This window comes from Prevotella multiformis (genome assembly GCF_018127985.1).
GTDB lineage: Bacteria > Bacteroidota > Bacteroidia > Bacteroidales > Bacteroidaceae > Prevotella > Prevotella multiformis.
The window spans coordinates 968,236-985,986 of record NZ_CP072358.1 but is presented as its reverse complement, the minus strand read 5'-3'; the positions used below and the strand labels follow the sequence as shown (position 1 = coordinate 985,986).

The following is a 17,751-nucleotide window of genomic DNA, read 5'->3' as shown; positions in this document are numbered from 1 at the left end:
AAGGCTGGGAAGCGGCGGACAGCCCTCTTCCGGACGGATCCGCCTCCAAGGAACGGACAGGATTGCACCGGCCGTTTTGTGACCTGCCGTCCCCGACATTCCAACCAACGCCCTCTTGCCCTTCAATCAACGCCCCATCAGCCTTCAATCAACGCCTCCTTAGACCGCAACCAAGCACCTTTTGGAAACGGCTTTATAATGCACTGTTCATCAGATGGATACAAGTCCGGTTCCAGCCGCCCTTCGGATGAAGGAGGAGACCGTGAAAAAAAGTGGAAAAAAGGACTTCCGACGGATGCGGACGGCAGTCTGCCAGCCCGGTCCGGAAGAGCGGGCCGTTCTCCCACCGCCTGCGGTTTCCCGCCGTCCTCCGCTGCACAGCGGGCTATTCCGCATAGGCATCCAGCGCCACCGTGGGTGTACCGTTGACGAAACAGCCCTTGTTGTAGCCTTCGTTGTAACCGGCAGGTGCTTCCGGCTCCCAGTAGAAGACCCCCTCGAGATGTCCCGTGGCCTTTCCTTTGCGGATGACCGAGGCGATGCAGTCGCGGCACTCCTCTGCATTGTCATAGTCCATGCCGATCTCGCAGAGCATGACCGGTTTTCCATAAGTGGCATACAGCGTCTTGATATTGTCTACACATTTGTCTGCATACACGGCGCCTTTCCCCTTCTCCGGATAGAGCGACATGCCGATGAGGTCGTATTTCCCGCCGTACTTCCGCATATAGTCGAAGACACGGGTATAGAACGCCAGGTTGTCGCCACAGTCAATGTGGACAATCACCTTGGCGCCGGGGAATACGGCCTTTACCGCATCGTAGCCCGCATTGGTCAGTTCGGCATAGTTGCTTCCGTTGTCGATGCGGCCCAGCGGCCACAGCATGCCCGTGCGGGTCTCGTTGCCGACCTGTACCCATTCAGGGGTGATGCCGAACGACTTCAGTTTCGTCAGCACCGACGTGACATGGGCGGCCACCGCCGTCTTCATCTGCGGGAGGTCGTAGCCTGCCCACGCTGCCGGAACGGTCTGCTGTCCCGGATCAGCCCAGCTGTCACTGAAATGGAAGTCGATCATGACCCTCAGCCCCAGTGCCGCTGCCCGGCGCGCCTTCACCAGCACATCGTCGGCGTTGTTCCAGCCCGATGCCGGGTTGACCCAGACACGCAGACGGACGGCGTCTACATGGCAGTCTCTTTTGAGCAGTGTCATGAGTTCCGTGCGCTCGCCGTTCCTGTCATAGAAGCTCTGTCCCTCGCTCTCCAGCTGGGTCACCCAGCTTATGTCCGCTCCTTTGGCGAACGTTCCGGCTGCGGCCGGTGTCTGTTCCGGCTGCCGGGGGGAGGTCACGGGACTGTCTTCTTTGTTGCAGGATGCCTGCACGCCTGTGATGAACAGCAGCAGGGCAATCATATTAAAAAACTTCTTCATTTTTACAGTTGTATAAGGATGTTGTCTATTGTTCAGTTAATGTATAAGTGCCCTTGCAGAGATCGACGGTGAAGACATAGGTCTTCCCGACCTTCCATCCCTTCGGCGCACCTTCTTCCTTCCTGCCCCACCGGAGCGTGCCGTCAGTCTGCGTGCCAAACAGGTTCTTGCTGGAACCGTTGAGGAGAATCTGCACGCCCCACGGGGTATCGGCTGTCGCCGCGACCGTTGCGGCATATACCCCAGGACGGCCGGCTACGGGGGACATCCCGACCGGTTCCCAGCTGTCGTTGAAGCCGGCATATGCGACTTCCGTGACAGCCTCGTCCATCGGATACCAGTAGCTCATCCAACCGAGCGAGGCGCACACGACATACAGGCCTTTGCCGGGCTGGGGAATGTTCCGGCCTTTCACGGTGAGCTTCTTCTCCTCCGTGGCGGGATCCTGGTCGATTTCCGTCCAGTCCTGATAAGCCTTCGAGAAGTAATAGCCCCATGAGGAATTGAAACTGACCGCCGCGGCATAGCAGAGATTGTCCTCGTCGTACAACGTCAGATATTCCGTGTAGTCCCACAGGTCGTCGTTGCCGAGGATGTACAGCTTTCCCGGGACTTCTTCCGGAGTGCTGGCCTTGCCCGCCGTGCAGGTCCAGCCTGTCGGATCGGAAAGATCCAGCATCAGCGTCTGGTCGCCCGCAGAAGGAACCTGCACCGTGATGTCAGTAGGGACAGAACCGAATGTGATCTTCCCGTTCTCCATGCCAAAAGCCACGTCCGTGCGGAGGGCAGCCTCGTCGTCTGTCCCGGTAGAGACATTGTATTGCCTGCCGGTACCGCTGATACGGATTCTGACCTCTCCGGCTGATGCCGCATGGAAGGGCAGCGTCCACCTGCCCGTCTTCCTGTCGTAGGTCATTTCGCCCTCGATGGCTCCGCTGACGGAGAGCGAAGGAATGTACAGCGCACTCCATTCCTGCCGCGGGGTGTTCACGACCGTGTAGTAACAGCCTGACGGCCCCGGAAACCAGAAGTTCCAATGCGTCTCGCCGCTGCCTGCCGCAAACGCCTTGCCGCCGCTGTCGTCGCCGACATTGCCCCAGAGCGTGCCGTCGCCTTCCTGCAGCCACCAGTTGTACCATCCGGCAGCCCCCACGAACCCGCGGTAGATGCCGTCGGACTCGGGCGAAGAAAGCCGCCTGCCGGTGTCAGTACGGTCGGAGGCGAGGATGAAGGCCCGGCTCATGTCAATCCGGTAAGGGGTGACCTGTATGCGGTAAACGTTGCTGTACACGGGCTCCAGGTTGTTCGCCAGCACCGACTTCATCCGTATGTACAGGGGCGACGGCGTATCGCCCGCCAGCCCCAGCCGTCCGGCAAGCGTGTTGAGCGCCTCGACCGTGTACTGCAGGGAAGTGCTGCCGGCCTTGGTGAGGACTTCCACCGGAGAGGAGAAATCCTCCGTACCGGCGAACTGCAGCGTGTTTGCTGTCGTACCGGCCGGTGCCTGTACACGCTCATCGCTGGTGGACAGCCGGGAATTGTCCGTCCAGTAGAGGGTCAGGGCAAGATCCGGCTTATGGTTCTTGTCGAGGACGACATCGCCGGATCCGTCCAGTTCTACGGCCTGTGCTCCGCTGGAGGAAATCAGGTCAGCATCGGTGCTGCATGAGGCAGAGGACAGGACGGCCAGCAAAGATAGTAAAAAATATTTTGTTTTGTTCATAACCTATTCAGGGAGTTAATAATTTTCGTTTGAAAGATTGGGGTTGGCCGACAGTTCGGCCGCGGGAATCGGATAGACATTGTACCGGCTGTCCGTGGCACGTCCGTCTGCCACGCCGCCTTTCCACTGCCACGTGTACGCATCCCCTGTGAACAGGCCGTACCGTATGAGATCCGTACGGCGCGTACACTCCCAGTAGAGTTCGCGCCCCCGCTCGTCGAGGATGAACTTCAGCGTGAGCTGCGCCGCACGGATGTCGCCGTCGGCATTGCCGAAGGCACGCTCCCTCACACGGTTGACGCATTGCAGTGCCTCGGCACGTGACGCACCCTGTCCGCCACGCAGCACGCTCTCAGCAAGCATGAGGTACACATCCGCAAGGCGGAACACAGGATAATCGATGCTGCACCCAGCTGCCCCGGTATTGCTGGCAGGCTCGCCTGCATCGGTAAGATTGGAGTATTTCTCGCCGAAATAACCTTCCGACTGGTTGTCGATGCCCTTTCCGAGCCATTGCTCCTGACCGTCGGTATAGAACCTGTACCGCCGGTCGGTCTTCTCCCTGCCTGCGAAAAGCTGCGGCAGTTCACCCCGCACACGGAACATACCCCATCCGTTCGTCAGTCCATAGCGGGCAGGATTCTGGGTGCTGGTGTTGCCGCATTCGCCACAGACAATATAGGTCGTGGCACCCCAGGAGACCGTATGGACGGCATCGACGACAAGCGGGAAGATAATCTCGTTGGTACGCTTGTCATTGTCGGCATTGAACAGTTTGCCGTAATCCTGCTCAAGGGAAAAGCCGGCACTGACGATTTTCTTGCAGCAGGTAATGCAGTCTGTGTAGTGCATACCGGCACCGTACACTTCTGCATTGAGGTACAGCTTCGCCAGCAGAGCCCATGCAGCAGCCTTTGATGCACGCCCGTATTCGCACGACTGCGGGTCCTGCAGGCCGTCGGAGGATATGCTTTTCAGTTCCGATTCGATATAACTGAAGAGCTGCCTGTTGCTGTAACACCCGGGCGTGTAAGAGCCGACACCCATCGTTTCATCCACGAAAGGCCCCTTCCCGAAAAGGTCGAGCACGTAGTAGTAGGACAGCGCACGCAGGAAGCGGGCCTCCGCACGGTAGGCCTTCAGACGGCTGTTCCCCTCGGAGACGGCTTCGGTGTCATGGCGCAGGAACTCATTGCACAAGGCAATCGTATAGTATGCACGATAGTAGGTGTCGGCCACCCAGGGGTCGCTGGCATCCCACGACATATAGGTCAGTCCCTCTATCTTGTCGCCCGAGAGCCATGTCCCCGCCAGCTCGTCGGTCGGAGCTTCCTGAAGGTTGAAGTAGCCGCGGAGGAAGTCGTAGCCGCTGTTGCTTGCCAGATCGGCATTGCCGCCGCCCTGTTCCTGTCCGGTGATGACAAACGAGGCATACAGTTTGGCAAGTGCCTGCCTGTATCCTTCTTCCGTGCCGTAGACTTCACCGGCGGAATGCTGGCTGTCGGTATGGGGAGTCTGGTCGAGGTCGGCCGTGCAGGCGTTCAGACCGCATACGGCCAGAGTAATGAGAATGATATGTTTCGTCTTCATTGTTTTCGATGTTTTAGAAATCCAGTCCAATGGTCAGAGAATAGATACGGGGACGCGGGTACACGCTCATGTCTATGCCGCCCTGGCACTCCGGGTCGACACCCGCGTAATCCGTGAGGGTAAACACGTTCTGCACCATGAATGAGGCGTTGAGCGAACACCACTTCGCAATCTTCCCGAAGTTGTACGACAGCTGCAGGTTGTCCATCTTCAGGAACGAAGCGTTCTCCACATAGAGGTCGCTCTCGAACTGCCGTTTCCGGAAATGTGTCTCCAGATAGCTGGCATGGAGTCGGTTGAGCTGGTAGCTGTTGTACGACATCGTCTCCCATGCACCCGTATTCATGGCCATCCCGTTGTAGAGGTAATTGCCGACACTGGCCCGGAGCGATGTGCTCAGCGTGAGCCGCTTCCAGCGCACTGACGTGGAGAGACCGAAGAGCCAGTCGGCCGACGGCGAATGGTGATGGTACAGGTCCTTCGAGTCTACCTTTCCGTCGCCGTTGAGGTCGGCGTAGAGTCCTTCTATCGGCACTCCTGTCCTCTCGTCATAAATCTGCTTGTAGACGTAGTAACTATAAGGTGCATGCCCCTCTGACAGCACCTGTACATAATGCGAATCGATGGCACCGGCCGGCGTATGGGGCGATGCCGAACGGGCGTTGAGGCGGAGATTCGTAATCCGGTTGCGCTGCCAGGTCGCATTGCCGCTGAGGCTCCATTGCCAGTCGGCGGTCTGTACGGGAGTTGCCGAAAGGGACATTTCCACACCTTCGCCTGTGATGTTCCCCACGTTGCTCAGCATCTGCTTGTTGAAGTTCGTACCGGCTGCAACGGGAACCGTGGCCAGCAGATCTTCTGTCCTGCGGCGGTAATAGTCGATGGAACCTGTCAGCCTGTCGCCGAAAAATCCGAGGTCCAGCCCCCAGTTCCAGGCCTTTGTCGTCTCCCACTTCAGACCGCTGTTGTATGCGGACGGACGATAGGTTGCCGTCGGAATGCCTCCGAACATATAATAAGCCCCGCGCTGGCTGAGCGTGTACAAAGGCAGATAGCTGTAATTGGCAATGCCGTCCTGCTGCCCGGTCACACCATAGCTGGCACGCAGCTTCAGCGTGCTGAAAGCCGGTTTGAGCACCTTGAAGAAGCCTTCCTCAGACACCCGCCATCCCAGCGCGACCGACGGGAAAGAACCCCACCGGCTGTCCTTGCCGAAGCGGGAGGAACCGTCGCGGCGCAGACTGGCCGTGAGCAGATACCTGCCGTCGAAGCTGTAGTTCAGACGGCCGTAATACGAGAGCAGGACATGCCGCTGGTCGTCGGCGGCAGAGGCTGCCTGCTGCTCGGCCGGTTCTCTGTCATTGAGTTCGGTGTAGGCGGCGTTGGTGTACTTCCAGAACTGGTAGTCGTAACCGGCCGTGACCTCAAAGTTGCTCTTGATACGCTCCACATATCTGTTGTAGTTGAAATAGAACGTGAACAGCCTGTTCCGGTTCTTCTGCGGTCCGTACCCGTAGTTGCGGCCTCCCGTGTTGTAATACTGGTAGGCATCGTGTGGCACATAGACGTGTCCCCGGCCGCGCGACCCGTCGTAGCCGAGCGTAAGGTGGGCGTGGAGACCGGGCAGGAAACGGAAGCTGTAATCTGCATCAAGGCTGCCGATGACCCGGCAGACCTTGCTCGTGGAATGATAGTTGGAAAGCAGTCCTGCCGGATTTCCCGTAGCACCCGTGACAGGAACGCCGTTGGCATCGACCGCTTCGTGATAGCCGAGGAAAGCGTCGCTGCCCGAATAGACCGGCGAACAGGGATTGTGCGTGGCAGCGCTCCAGATGGCTTCCGTATTGGCAAATCGGTTGTCGCCATAGGTCGCCTTCAAGTTGACATTCAGCCTGACACGGTTGTCCAGGAGGGTGGGAGTGAGCGTAAGGCTGCCGGTGTAGCGGGTCACATTGTCCGTCCGCAGGATTCCGTTCTGGTCGCTTATGCCGAGGGACAGGCGGTAAGGCATGATGCCCACCCTGCCAGAGACTCCGAGGTTGTTGTCCGTACAGAAGGCGGTATGGAATATTTCCCTGTTCCAGTCGGTGTCGACGCCGTCGTTGAGCAGCGACTTCTGGCTGTCATTGCCGTAAGTGCGCACCAGACGGTACAGCTCGTCACGTGTAATCATGTCAGCCGTCCGGGTGGGAGTCTGGAGGGCATTCGTAGAGGAGAACGTGATCTTCGGGTGGACGGAACTGGTGCCCTTCTTAGTGGTGATGATGATGACGCCGTTGGAGGCACGCGATCCGTAGATGGCCGTCGAGGACGCATCTTTGAGGATGGTCATGCTCTCGATGTCGTTCGGATTGATGAGGCTCAGGAAGTTTCCGCTGCCGGAGACGGATCCGCCGACTTCCATGGGCATGCCGTCGAGCACTATCAGCGGATCGTTGGACGCATTGAGCGATGCGCCGCCGCGGATACGGATGGTACTGCCCGCCGAGGGCGAGCCGCCGCTGTTGACAATCTGCACACCGCTTACCTTGCCATTGACCAGTGCCTCGGGCGAACTGACCACCCCCTGATTGAAATCCTTGCTGCCCACACTCGACACGGAGCCGGTAAGATCGCTCCTGCGCTGTACACCGTAACCGATGACGACAGCCTCCTGCAGAACCTGCTCGTCAGAGGCAAGCGTGACAGACAGCGGTCCCTTTGCGGGGATGCGCACCGTCCGGGTCTTGTAACCGACATAGGAGACCTGCACTTCTGCCGTCTGCCCGTCTACTTCAAGGACGAACTTTCCGTCAAGATCGGTGACAGTGCCTTTCCCTTGCCTCCCTGTCGTCACGGTCGCACCGACAAGGGCTTCCCCATTGTCGTCCGACACCGTGCCTGTCACCGTCCTGACATTCTGTGCGAAAGAAGATGCAGTGACGAGAAAGACAAGGAAAACCATACAGAACAAGCGCGCTTTGAAATTGCTTTTGTAAATCATATTGGTTTTTAGTTATATAGATAATTGTATCCGGTATAAGAAATCGTGCTCCCCAGAGCCGGCCGGCCGCCTCCTGTCCTCCCTGCAACAAGGCTGGAAGGGCTGACCGATGACACCATCGTCCAGGTCAGGAGCAGCCTGCCAGAGAGAGGCGATCTGTTTGATGTGGCAAAATTAATAGACTTCCCGATACGGCGCAAGCACAAAATGGACAATGTTTTGCTCATTTTGGACAGGGTGGGAATCTGTTGGGGCAAAACGTTTTCTACCGGTGCAGGAGGGGGATTTTCCATTCCCATTGTGAAGCCGACAGCTATCCGGCAGCCGGAATGGAACGAATAAGATTTCTGTATGACGCAGGGATGAACCGCGGGCGGGTCTGTCATGCAGACCTCATCAGACCGATAATGAAAAAGGGGATGTATAAAATGCAAATTAATAACCTGACAACATTCAAACTATAAGCATGTTTTCCTGAAAGCAAAGAAAAGACCATTTCTTTACTCAAAATCGAGTACAGAAATGGTCATTTTTAATGAATTGTCTCAAACTGTAAGATGATCAAAATGGTATTTGCATTTTGACACACCCTCAAAACAGATCTGTATGATGGGATACAGTTATCCTATTCCCGGGATACAGTCTGACAGCCCGGAGGACAGACATACCCGGACCGCAGGCAAGTGGATGATGCCGGTCTGACCCAATAGGACAGACAGAATGTCATGTACCGACGGCAAGAGGCTTTCCGCCGGCACAGGGAATGCTGTTCCCAACCGGTTGGGATTCCTGTTCCCAGCCGCTGGGAATCCAGTTCCCGGCCGTCGGGAAGCCGAGTCCCGACCGGCTGGAGACCATTCCGAGGGGCACCTGATGTCCGGAGGCGTGCGGTTCAATGTTCCGGTTGACCGCCTTTCAGCCTGCTCTCAGACCGGGCCGACGGTTTCAAGACAGAATCCGCTCTTCCGACGGCCTGTGATCTGACCGCCGGCCGCCTCCCTATTCGTTGACGACTTTCTTCCGGGCTTCTGTCCATGCGATGATTCCGCCCCGAAGATTGGTGACGGAATACCCTTTCCCGGCAAGGAGCAGAGCGGCAATGGCGGAACGCTTGCCCGAACGGCAATAGACGGCGCAAGGACGCTTCCTGTCGAGCCGGGCGAGCGCATTTGTCAGGAAGGCGGAATCCTTCACATTGATGTTCACTGCCCCGGCAAGATGCCCCTCGGCATATTCCGCCGGTGTACGGACATCCACCAGCTGGACAGAATCGGAACTGATGACCTGCTCGAAACGGTTGACATCTACATTCTCGAAAAGCTCCTGCGCCGTTGCGCCAAGACTGACGCCCATTGCTGCCAGCAGGGCTGTAATCATCTTTTTCATCTCTCTTCTGGTTCTTTTATCTACTGACGGGGACTGCACAGGCCTTCCCTCTCCTCCCCCTGACAATCCTTGCTCAACGCAAGGGCATGTCCCGGAGAGCCTCACGGATCCCTGCACCGGCCGTCATCTGGTTTGTTATAAGACAAAAAAAAGAGAGTTGAATCATCAACTCTCTCTCTGTTGGGATACCCGGATTCGAACCAGGAATGACAGGACCAGAATCTGTAGTGTTACCATTACACCATATCCCAATGAACATTCAACTCATTTCCGAATTGCGATTGCAAAGGTAGCACTTTTTCCCGAACTGCCAAAATTTCCATAGACTTTTTTCTATCTACAGCCTGTTTTTTATGCTTCGCCCGCCAAACGGGCGGATTCCCGCCGTGCCTGCCGCACCGCCTTCGGCGTGAAGGAACGGAGGAAAAATCCCGCTCATTGCCTGCGGACCAGACGGATCACGTTCACCTCCGGCCACGCCCCGAACCTGAACGGGACCGTACCGCCGATACCGAGCGAGACATACAGCATGGAACCGTCTTCTACGTATTTGCCGCCCCACTCATGGTACGCCCACTTGGCGGGAGAGAACCGGCCGATCTTCAGCTGTCCGGCATGGGTATGGCCGGAAAGGGTAAGGGCGATGTCCGTCTTGTGCAGGACGCCCCGCCGCCAATGCGTAGGGTCGTGGCTGAGCAGGATCTTGAACGTCCCGGCGGCCAGTCCCTCCATGGCTTTCCCCAGGTCGCCCATGCTCTTGAAAGGCGGGCGGCTGATATTCTCCACACCGATCAGGGTTATCGATTCGCTCTCGTCCGCTCCCTCCCGCCGGCGCTTACGGACAATATGGACATGGCGGTTCATCAGCAGATGCCAGCCGATCTTCTCCTCCAGATACTCCAGCACACGCTGGTTGCGCAGGGCGGGCGGTTCCTGGGCGAATGCCCCTTTCCGGTCGCCGCACCTGTTCCCGGCAGTCGCCTCCATGCCGTATTCGCAGTAATCATGGTTGCCCATGACACTGTAGACGCCATCCGGGGCGGTGATCCGGCTGAGGTCGGCAAGGAAAGGGAGCACCTCGTCTGCCCGCACATTCACCAGATCGCCGGTGAAAACCACCAGGTCCGGTTTCTGTTCGTTGACCATCCGCACCAGTTTCCTGATGAATCCGGGATTGCGGAGATACGTGCCGAGGTGCAGGTCGCTCAGCTGCAGAATACGATAACCGTCGAAAGCCGGGGGTAGCAGTGCCGACTCGCAGACCGCCGTACGCACCATGATCCGCCGCCAGCCGAAGAAGAAGCCGTAGACGAAGACGGCTATCAGGGCGGCAGCGCACAGCAGGGCGGCCTCCGGCGGGAGGACAAACTGCAACAGGACGAACACCAGCCTGGGCAGGTCGAGACAGAGCAGGAGCACCGTGAAGGCACGCAGGAGCGCATTATGGTAGATTCCCGCACGGAACAGATAGAAGGTGGCGACAGTCGCCACGGTCGGCAGCAGCCAGACAACGCCCAGCCCGAAGGCCCGGGAAGGCAGCACATACCGCCATCCCACGTACCCGTCGGGCAAGACGAGCAGCAGAAGGAAAAGCACGACGGGCAGCAACTGTTCCTTGAAATCCGCTTTCATCGGAGAGTGGATTTGCGCCCGGACCGATAGCCTTTATTCTGTACCAGATTGCCGTTGAGGTCGACGACACGTTCCGGAATCGGGAAGACGATGGTGTGGCGGTCGGCTTCCGTCGCCGGTGCCGTCCGCTGGTCGTAGGACCGGTGGAAACGGCCGAAGCGGATGAGGTCGTTGCGCCGCCATCCTTCCCACATCAGCTCCATGAGCCGTTCGGCAAGGATGTTGTCCAGGGTGGCCGCCCTGTAGCCCATTCCGCTGCGGCTGCGCACGGCGTTCAGCTCGGCATCGCCGTTCTCGCCGTTGCGCACCTCTGCCTCGGCTTTCATCAGCAGGACATCGGCATAGCGGAAGAGGACAATGTCGTTGTCGGGACTCTTTCCGTCGTTGTAGGCATTGGGATCCACCTCATACTTCGCCATCCGTGCCCCTGCCGTCTTTACATAAGGACTGTTCGTGAGGTTCACCTCCACTTCAAGCGGCATGTAGACAAGCGGGTCGCCGTTCTCCAGACGGACGATCTCACCGTTCACACGCACCGTGTCGGAATAGAGGTTATAGGCATAACGCCTGTCCACCGCGCTGGTTCCATAGCCGTAGGTGCGGACGGTGGAGAGCGTCGCACAGGATCCGTTCTCCGAGGAAGTGCCTACCGCACCGCCGTGGGCATAGTGGCGGGAACGGAACAGATACTGGAACTGGGCTTTATAGAGGTGCTTGTCCATCGGAATGACAAAGATGTTCTCCGGCGAGTTCTCGTTGTGGACAGAGAAGTTGCTCAGGTAGTCGGGTGCCAGTGTGAAGCCGGCAGCCGTCACCTTGTCGCAGTAGTGCTTGCAGGCCTGCCAGGCGTTCATCTGCTGGCCGTCGACCGCAAAGTGCAGCTGACTGCCGTCCGGCTGCTGGCCGTCCGTCCAGTCGGCGTCGGCATACACCTCGGCATTCAGCATGAGTTTGGCCAGAAGGAAGTCGGCGACAGAGCGCGTCACGCGTCCGTAATCCTTGCCCTCGAAGTTACTGTGCCCTGCCGGAAGCAGCGGCTCTACCTCCTGCAGCTCCTTCACGACGAATCTGAACACTTCCGGCCGGCCTGTCTGGACGGCATTCCCCGGGGTCTCTTCCACGCCCGTTATCAGCGGGACATTGCCGAACATATCCATGAGGTAATAATAGAACATGGCACGGACGGCACGCACCTCGGCCCGGTAGGCCTTGTACTGTGTGTCGGTAAGCAGATGCCTGTACTTGTCGATGGTGGCAAGACCGTCATTGCTGAAAGTGATCACCTTGTAGAAATATAACCAGGTATTGTAAAGCGGTCCGTCATCCGTCTTCCAGCGGTGCAGGTACAGGTTCTCCCAGAAGCCGCCGTCGTACCAGTCGCCGCCGCGTACGGGGATGAGCGCCTCGTCGGTCGTGAAGGTATTGTAGTCGTAGACACCGCGGTAGGTTCCCTGCAGTCCCTCGCTGTCCTTGTCGCTTCCCATATAATTATATAAGGTTGCGACGGCATTGACGTAGACAGCCTTCGCCGAAGTATAGACCTGACTTTCGTCGAGACTGTCCCTTGCGTTCTCGTCCAGGCAGCCGGTCAGTGTCATGACACTTAGAATCAATAGAGAATGGCGTAAATACTTCATGTGAAACAGATGTTTGTGTTAGGATACCATGCTTAAAACTTGATGCTCACTCCGATGGAGTAAGTGCGATAAGGAGGATAGGTGCGCTTGTCGTCGATGCCCAGCGTATTGTCCACCACGTAGCTGTTGATCATCGGCGACAGCCCGCTGTAAGAGGTGATGGTGGCGAGGTTGTTGATGTTGAACGAGAAGCGCAGGGAGCTGATGTACCTGCTCCTGACGGGGGCGTTCCAGCAGATGGCGAGGTAGTCGAAGTTCAGATAGTCGCCCCGTTCCAGCCAGTAGTCGGTTACGTTCTGGTCGACGATGTTGCGCCCGGGAGCTTCCGCCAGCACGTTATAGTCGGGGAAGTTCGACATGTTCAGGTAGGACAGCGCCGTCCCGTTGAAGATCTTATGGCCGAAAGCTCCGTTCATCTGCAGCGAGATGTCGAAGTTCTTGTAGCGGAAGCTGATGTTGGAGCCCAGCGTCATCTTCGGTGTGGCCTGTCCCGCAATGTAGCGGTCGCCATGGTCGCTGAGGTCGATCACGCCGTCCTCGTTCAGGTCGGCGATGTCGTATTTGTAGTGTCCGTGCCCGTTGTCAACGATTCCCTTGCAGTGAGGAAGATAGAACACGCCCAGGGGCTGGCCGACAATCTGGTACAGTATGTCGCTGTTGCCGCCGTGGAAGCCGGCGCCGTTCATGCCTCCGATGGCCGTAATGTCCGATGCGGTCATCTCCCTGCCGTTGCACCTTCCGTTCAGCGAGAGCAGCTTGTTCTTCTGCCAGGACATATTGACATTGACGTTGAGTTCCATGTCCTTCTTCGAGACCGGAACGACCCCGATGCCCAGCTCGAAACCGCTGTTCGACATCGAACCGATGTTGGCCAGGAGCTTGTTGAAGGAGAAAGGCGGTACGGGCACATCATACTCGTAGAGCATATCGGTCGTCTTGGAATAGTAGCACTCTGCCGTAAGCAGCACCCGGTTGCTGAACAGGCCGAGGTCAGCACCGAGGTTGAAGGTGCTGCGCATCTCCCACCGCAGGTCGGGATTGCTGTTCCGCAGCGTTCCCATCGTCACGGTCGGCGTGCCGTTGTAGGAGATCAGCCCGACCGGAACGAACTGCTTCATGGTCAGATAGGAACTGATGGCGCCGAGGTTGCCGGAGCGTCCGTAGCCCGTCCGCAGGTCGAGCAGGCTGACCGGTCTGCAGTCGCGCAGGAAACGCTCCTTCTTCATGTTCCACGTCATCGAAGCAGAAGGGAACACTCCCCAGGTGTGGTCATTGCCCACCATGGACGAACCGTCGGCGCGGGTCGTCAGGTTGACGGTATAGCGGTCGAGCAGCGTATAGGTGAGCGTTCCCATGACGGAGGCCAGACCGGGGTCGGCATAGCTGCTGCCTGTGCCGCCGTAGGGCCTGTCGGACGCTGCCGCAAGATTGTCGTACCCGAAGCTGTTGCTGGCAAGTCCCTTCACCTGTGTCCAGAAAGCCGCCTTCTTCTTCTTCTGGTATTCGCCCAGCAAGGTGGCAGAAAGGGCGTGTACGCCCCAGTGGTGCTTCCAGTCGAGGGAGATGTTGCCCAGCATCTCTTCTGTCTTCCGCTCGCCCCGGTATGCCATGCCCTGCGCCCACACCCACGTAGGGGCAAACTTCGCATTCTCCGTCGAGGTGTAGGAATAAGAACCCAAGGTGGAGAGCTGCAGGCCGTGTCCCAGCTGCAGAGACAGCTGCAGATGCGTATTGAACGTGAGATTCTTCTCGTCGTTGCGCTCCAGCAGCAGGGGGGCGGGACTTGCTATCTGGGAAGAATTGCTGTTCCGCTGCCAGCCGTCACCGACCTTGCCGAACGCCATGGTGGGATTCATCGCCGCCGTGGAGTAGGCAAGCATCTGCAGATCGTAGATCTTGTCATCCTGCTGGGACGCTCCGAAGACCCCGAAGTCGATCTTCAGCTTCTCGTCGAAGGCGAGCTGGGAGATGTCCAGCTTGGCGGTGAAATTGCTGTAGTCCTTGTTCCTGATGACCGTCTGTCCCCGCATATAGCCCAGCGAAGCACGGTAGTTCGATGTCCCGCTGCCGCCGCTGAAGGCGATGTGGTGCGTATTGACAAAGCCTGTCCGCACTATTTCCTTCTGGAAATCGGTATCATATCCTTTATCGACATAGACCAGCCCCAGCGCCTTCGCCGCCCCGACATACCCGGCGGCATCCAGCATATTGAGCCGTTTGTACACGTGCTCGAAACCTATCGTCCCGTCGTAATAGATCTGGAACCCGCCGCCCTTGCCGCGCTTCGTCTTCACCTCGATGACGCCCGATGCACCCCGCGAACCGTACTTGGAAGTCTCGGAGGCGTTCTTGAGAATCGTGAAGCTCTCGATGTCGGCGGGGTAGATGGTAGACAGGGTGGCAAGGTCGGAGGAGACACCGTCGATGATGACCAGCGGGTCGTTGCCGCCGGTAAGGGAGGTGGTACCGCGCACACGCACACTCGTCAGCATGGCCATGCGGTCCTGTCCGTTCGACACGACGTTTACGCCCACCGCCTGACCCGAAAGGGCATCGAGCGCCGAACTTACCAGACCTTTGTTCATCTGTTTCTCCCCCACTTTCGCTATCGACCCGATGACGGGCAGGGTGTCACTGACGTGGAACAGCGGCTGTTCCTGAACGATAGCACGTGGCTTGTGTTGTCTTTGCGCGTTTGCCATGCCGGTAGAAGCCGTTATCAAAAGGCAGCAAACGAGCGTCCGGGGTAAAATGTATTGTCCAGCCATATTAAAGGTAATAAATGTTATATATGCTGTTTGTCTTAGCAAATATACACATTTTTTGGAAGATAAACACTTGTTTGCCGTTTTTTTTGCTAATTTTGTCGATATTATTTTCTGACCCCTTGCCAGACGGAGGGCAGGACATCACGTCTGAGAGAAGCCACATGACAGTGGCAGAGGATGAATCTATGCGTCGAACACTTCTTAAAACCATCATTTCCTTTCTGTCGCTGCTGGCCGTCGCATGTCAGGGAGCGGGCGGAAAAGGACACCCCGTTGCCAGCAGCCCGGCTCTGGACGGAAGGCAGGACACGGCCCGGACCGGTCCGGAGAACACCTCGGACGGCAGGCGGGTGACGGACAGTCAGGGGCTGGAGATTCCTGCCGGCAGAACCGGAGCACCTTCTATCCTGCTCTTCCGGGAGGGCTATACGGCTTCCTACAACGTGGAGACACGCACGCCCAACTGGGTGGCATGGCACCTGACGGCCGCTCACACAGACGGACCCGTGAGGCGGAAAGGCATTGCCTTCCATGCGGACGAGGAGGTGCCGGAGCCCAGGGCAGATACCTACGACTACATACTGTCGGGGTACGACCGCGGGCACATGTGTCCGGCAGGCGACAACCACTGGAGCCGGAAGGCCATGGAGCAGAGCTTCCTGATGACGAATGTCTGCCCGCAGGACCGCGCGCTGAACAGCGGACTGTGGAACACGATCGAGAAGCTATGCCGCGCATGGGCACAGGAATACGGCGATGTCTACATCGTCTGCGGCCCCATCTACTTCCGCCAGAGACACAGGACGATCGGCAGCAGCAGGGTGCAGGTGCCGGAGGCTTTCTTCAAGGTGGTGCTGTGCATGCAGGGGAAACCGAAAGCCATCGGCTTTATATGCAGGAATGTATCGGCCAAAGGATACAAGAAGACCGACTATGTCAATTCGGTGGACGAGGTAGAGCGGATCACGGGGTTGGACTTCTTTCCACGGCTGCCGGACGACTTGGAACGGCATGTGGAGCGGAAGGCAGACCTTGCCGAGTGGGGGGAATGACTGGAGCCGGCAGGAGTTGACCCCCCGCCCCATTGACGTTCGGAAGCAACAGACAATGATAAACGAAGAGATAACATACCGGATCCTACAAAACCTCGGCTTCGAACCGACCGCCGACCAGCGGCGTGCCGCCGAGACCTTCTCACATTTCATCACCGACCGTGACGAGCGGGCGGTGATGATCCTCCGGGGCAGTGCCGGCACTGGCAAGACCTCCCTGGCGGCCGCCATTGTGCGGACGGTGACGGAGCTGAAGCAAAGAGTTTCACTGCTGGCACCGACCGGCCGCGCTGCAAAAGTGTTCTCGCTGAATGCCGGCCGGCCGGCTGCCACCATCCACCGGGCAATCTACCGTGAGAAGAGCTTTACAGGACTGGACGGCACGTTCAACCTGAACGTCAACCTCTTCCGCAACCGGCTGTTCATGGTGGACGAAGCTTCGATGATCAGCCAGTCGGCAGGCAACACGATCTTCGGCAGCGGCTGCCTGCTGGACGACCTCATCCAGTATATCTACAACGGGCGCGGCTGCCGCCTGCTGCTGGCGGGCGACAAGGCACAGCTGCCGCCTGTCGGCGAGGAGGAGAGTCCGGCCCTGCGGGCAGACGTGCTGCAGGCCTACGGACTGACGGTCTATGCGTGCGACCTGAACGAGGTGCTCCGACAGGGACGCGGCTCGGGCATCCTCTACAACGCCACCCTCATCCGGCAGATGATCACCCACCATGAGGCGACACGGCTGCCGAAGATACGCTTCGACGGATTCGCCGACATCTCCGTCGTCTCCGGCGACGAACTCATCGAGAGCCTCGCATCCAGCTATTCGGAGGTGGGAACCGACGAGACGATGGTCATCACCCGCTCCAACAAACGGGCCAACGTCTTCAACCAGGGCATCCGCAACAGGGTGCTCGGACGTGAAGAGGAACTGACGACAGGCGATATGCTGATGGTGGTGAAGAACAAATACAGGACACCGGCAGCCGGCCCTTCCCCAGCCGGGAACGGCATGAACACCGCGGACGGCCCGGCGGGCACGCCCTCCCTGACCTTCATCGCCAACGGCGATCATGCCGTCGTCCGCCGTGTCCGCAACGTGCGGGAACTTTATGGATTCCGGTTTGCCGATGTGACGTTGGAATTCCCGGATTACGACGGGCAGGAGGAGGACATGACCGTCCTCCTCGACACGCTCACGACAGAGGCGCCGGCTCTGACACGGGAGCAGAACGAGCAGCTCTTCCAGCAGGTACTGGAGGACTATGCCGACCTGCCGCTGAAGGACGACCGCATGAAGAAAGTCCGGGAAGACACTTACTACAATGCCCTGCAGGTGAAATTCGGCTATGCCATCACCTGCCACAAGGCACAGGGCGGACAGTGGGCGCACGTCTATCTCGACCAGGGCTACATGACCGACGAGATGCTCACGCCCGACTACATCCACTGGCTCTACACCGCCTTCACCCGGGCCACGACACATCTTTATCTTGTCAACTGGCCGAAGACGCAGATAGCGGGGCAGGCGGATATGGAACGGTAGGGGCT

At 58.3% G+C, this 17,751-nt stretch carries 10 protein-coding genes and 1 tRNA gene; 2 read left to right on the top strand and 9 right to left on the bottom strand.

What is annotated here, in order from left to right; all coding sequences use genetic code 11:
- Positions 1-385: 385 nt before the first annotated feature.
- The 9 genes from J4864_RS10135 to J4864_RS10095 form a co-directional block, all read right to left on the bottom strand.
- The gene (locus tag J4864_RS10135) at positions 386-1,432 is read right to left on the bottom strand and encodes a glycoside hydrolase family 53 protein (RefSeq protein WP_211814789.1); all 1,047 of its coding nucleotides are present in this window, start codon (positions 1,430-1,432) and stop codon (positions 386-388) included.
- 25 nt (positions 1,433-1,457) lie between these two features.
- Entirely contained in the window at positions 1,458-3,155 is a 1,698-nt protein-coding gene (locus J4864_RS10130) for a DUF5114 domain-containing protein (RefSeq protein WP_211814788.1), read from the bottom strand.
- A 15-nt stretch (positions 3,156-3,170) separates the two neighbouring features.
- The gene (locus tag J4864_RS10125; protein WP_211814787.1) at positions 3,171-4,745 is read right to left on the bottom strand and encodes a RagB/SusD family nutrient uptake outer membrane protein; all 1,575 of its coding nucleotides are present in this window, start codon (positions 4,743-4,745) and stop codon (positions 3,171-3,173) included.
- Positions 4,746-4,758: 13 nt separating this feature from the next.
- The gene (locus tag J4864_RS10120; RefSeq protein WP_211814786.1) at positions 4,759-7,728 is read right to left on the bottom strand and encodes a SusC/RagA family TonB-linked outer membrane protein; all 2,970 of its coding nucleotides are present in this window, start codon (positions 7,726-7,728) and stop codon (positions 4,759-4,761) included.
- A 999-nt stretch (positions 7,729-8,727) separates the two neighbouring features.
- Entirely contained in the window at positions 8,728-9,114 is a 387-nt protein-coding gene (locus J4864_RS10115; RefSeq protein WP_007367308.1) for a rhodanese-like domain-containing protein, read from the bottom strand.
- A 180-nt stretch (positions 9,115-9,294) separates the two neighbouring features.
- A tRNA-Gln gene (locus J4864_RS10110) sits at positions 9,295-9,365 on the bottom strand.
- Positions 9,366-9,549: 184 nt separating this feature from the next.
- Entirely contained in the window at positions 9,550-10,746 is a 1,197-nt protein-coding gene (locus J4864_RS10105; RefSeq protein WP_211814785.1) for a metallophosphoesterase, read from the bottom strand.
- A complete protein-coding gene (locus J4864_RS10100) occupies positions 10,743-12,383 on the bottom strand; it encodes a RagB/SusD family nutrient uptake outer membrane protein (RefSeq protein WP_211814784.1) in 1,641 nt (546 codons plus the stop codon). Before J4864_RS10100 ends, J4864_RS10105 begins: the two co-directional genes overlap by 4 nt.
- 32 nt (positions 12,384-12,415) lie before the next feature.
- Positions 12,416-15,151 (bottom strand): SusC/RagA family TonB-linked outer membrane protein, encoded by a 2,736-nt coding sequence (locus tag J4864_RS10095; protein WP_211814783.1) that lies wholly within the window; start codon positions 15,149-15,151, stop codon positions 12,416-12,418.
- A gap of 185 nt (positions 15,152-15,336) precedes the next feature.
- On the opposite strand from J4864_RS10095, the gene J4864_RS10090 reads away from it, so the two are divergent.
- Together J4864_RS10090 and J4864_RS10085 are read left to right on the top strand one after the other, a co-directional pair.
- Positions 15,337-16,203, top strand: coding sequence for a DNA/RNA non-specific endonuclease (locus J4864_RS10090; protein WP_211814782.1), 867 nt, complete (start codon positions 15,337-15,339; stop codon positions 16,201-16,203).
- Positions 16,204-16,258: 55 nt separating this feature from the next.
- On the top strand, positions 16,259-17,746 hold the full coding sequence (locus tag J4864_RS10085; protein ID WP_211814781.1) for an ATP-dependent DNA helicase: 1,488 nt from the start codon (positions 16,259-16,261) through the stop codon (positions 17,744-17,746).
- Positions 17,747-17,751: the final 5 nt, after the last annotated feature.

Bases quoted from the DNA above. Each gene is read 5' to 3' on its own strand.
- J4864_RS10115 (WP_007367308.1), bottom strand. From the start codon at position 9,114: ATGAAAAAGATGATTACAGCCCTGCTGGCAGCAATGGGCGTCAGTCTT.
- J4864_RS10125 (WP_211814787.1), bottom strand. From the start codon at position 4,745: ATGAAGACGAAACATATCATTCTCATTACTCTGGCCGTATGCGGTCTG.
- J4864_RS10130 (WP_211814788.1), bottom strand. From the start codon at position 3,155: ATGAACAAAACAAAATATTTTTTACTATCTTTGCTGGCCGTCCTGTCC.
- J4864_RS10085 (WP_211814781.1), top strand. From the start codon at position 16,259: ATGATAAACGAAGAGATAACATACCGGATCCTACAAAACCTCGGCTTC.
- J4864_RS10090 (WP_211814782.1), top strand. From the start codon at position 15,337: ATGCGTCGAACACTTCTTAAAACCATCATTTCCTTTCTGTCGCTGCTG.
- J4864_RS10120 (WP_211814786.1), bottom strand. From the start codon at position 7,728: ATGATTTACAAAAGCAATTTCAAAGCGCGCTTGTTCTGTATGGTTTTC.
- J4864_RS10100 (WP_211814784.1), bottom strand. From the start codon at position 12,383: ATGAAGTATTTACGCCATTCTCTATTGATTCTAAGTGTCATGACACTG.
- J4864_RS10105 (WP_211814785.1), bottom strand. From the start codon at position 10,746: ATGAAAGCGGATTTCAAGGAACAGTTGCTGCCCGTCGTGCTTTTCCTT.
- J4864_RS10135 (WP_211814789.1), bottom strand. From the start codon at position 1,432: ATGAAGAAGTTTTTTAATATGATTGCCCTGCTGCTGTTCATCACAGGC.
- J4864_RS10095 (WP_211814783.1), bottom strand. From the start codon at position 15,151: ATGGCTGGACAATACATTTTACCCCGGACGCTCGTTTGCTGCCTTTTG.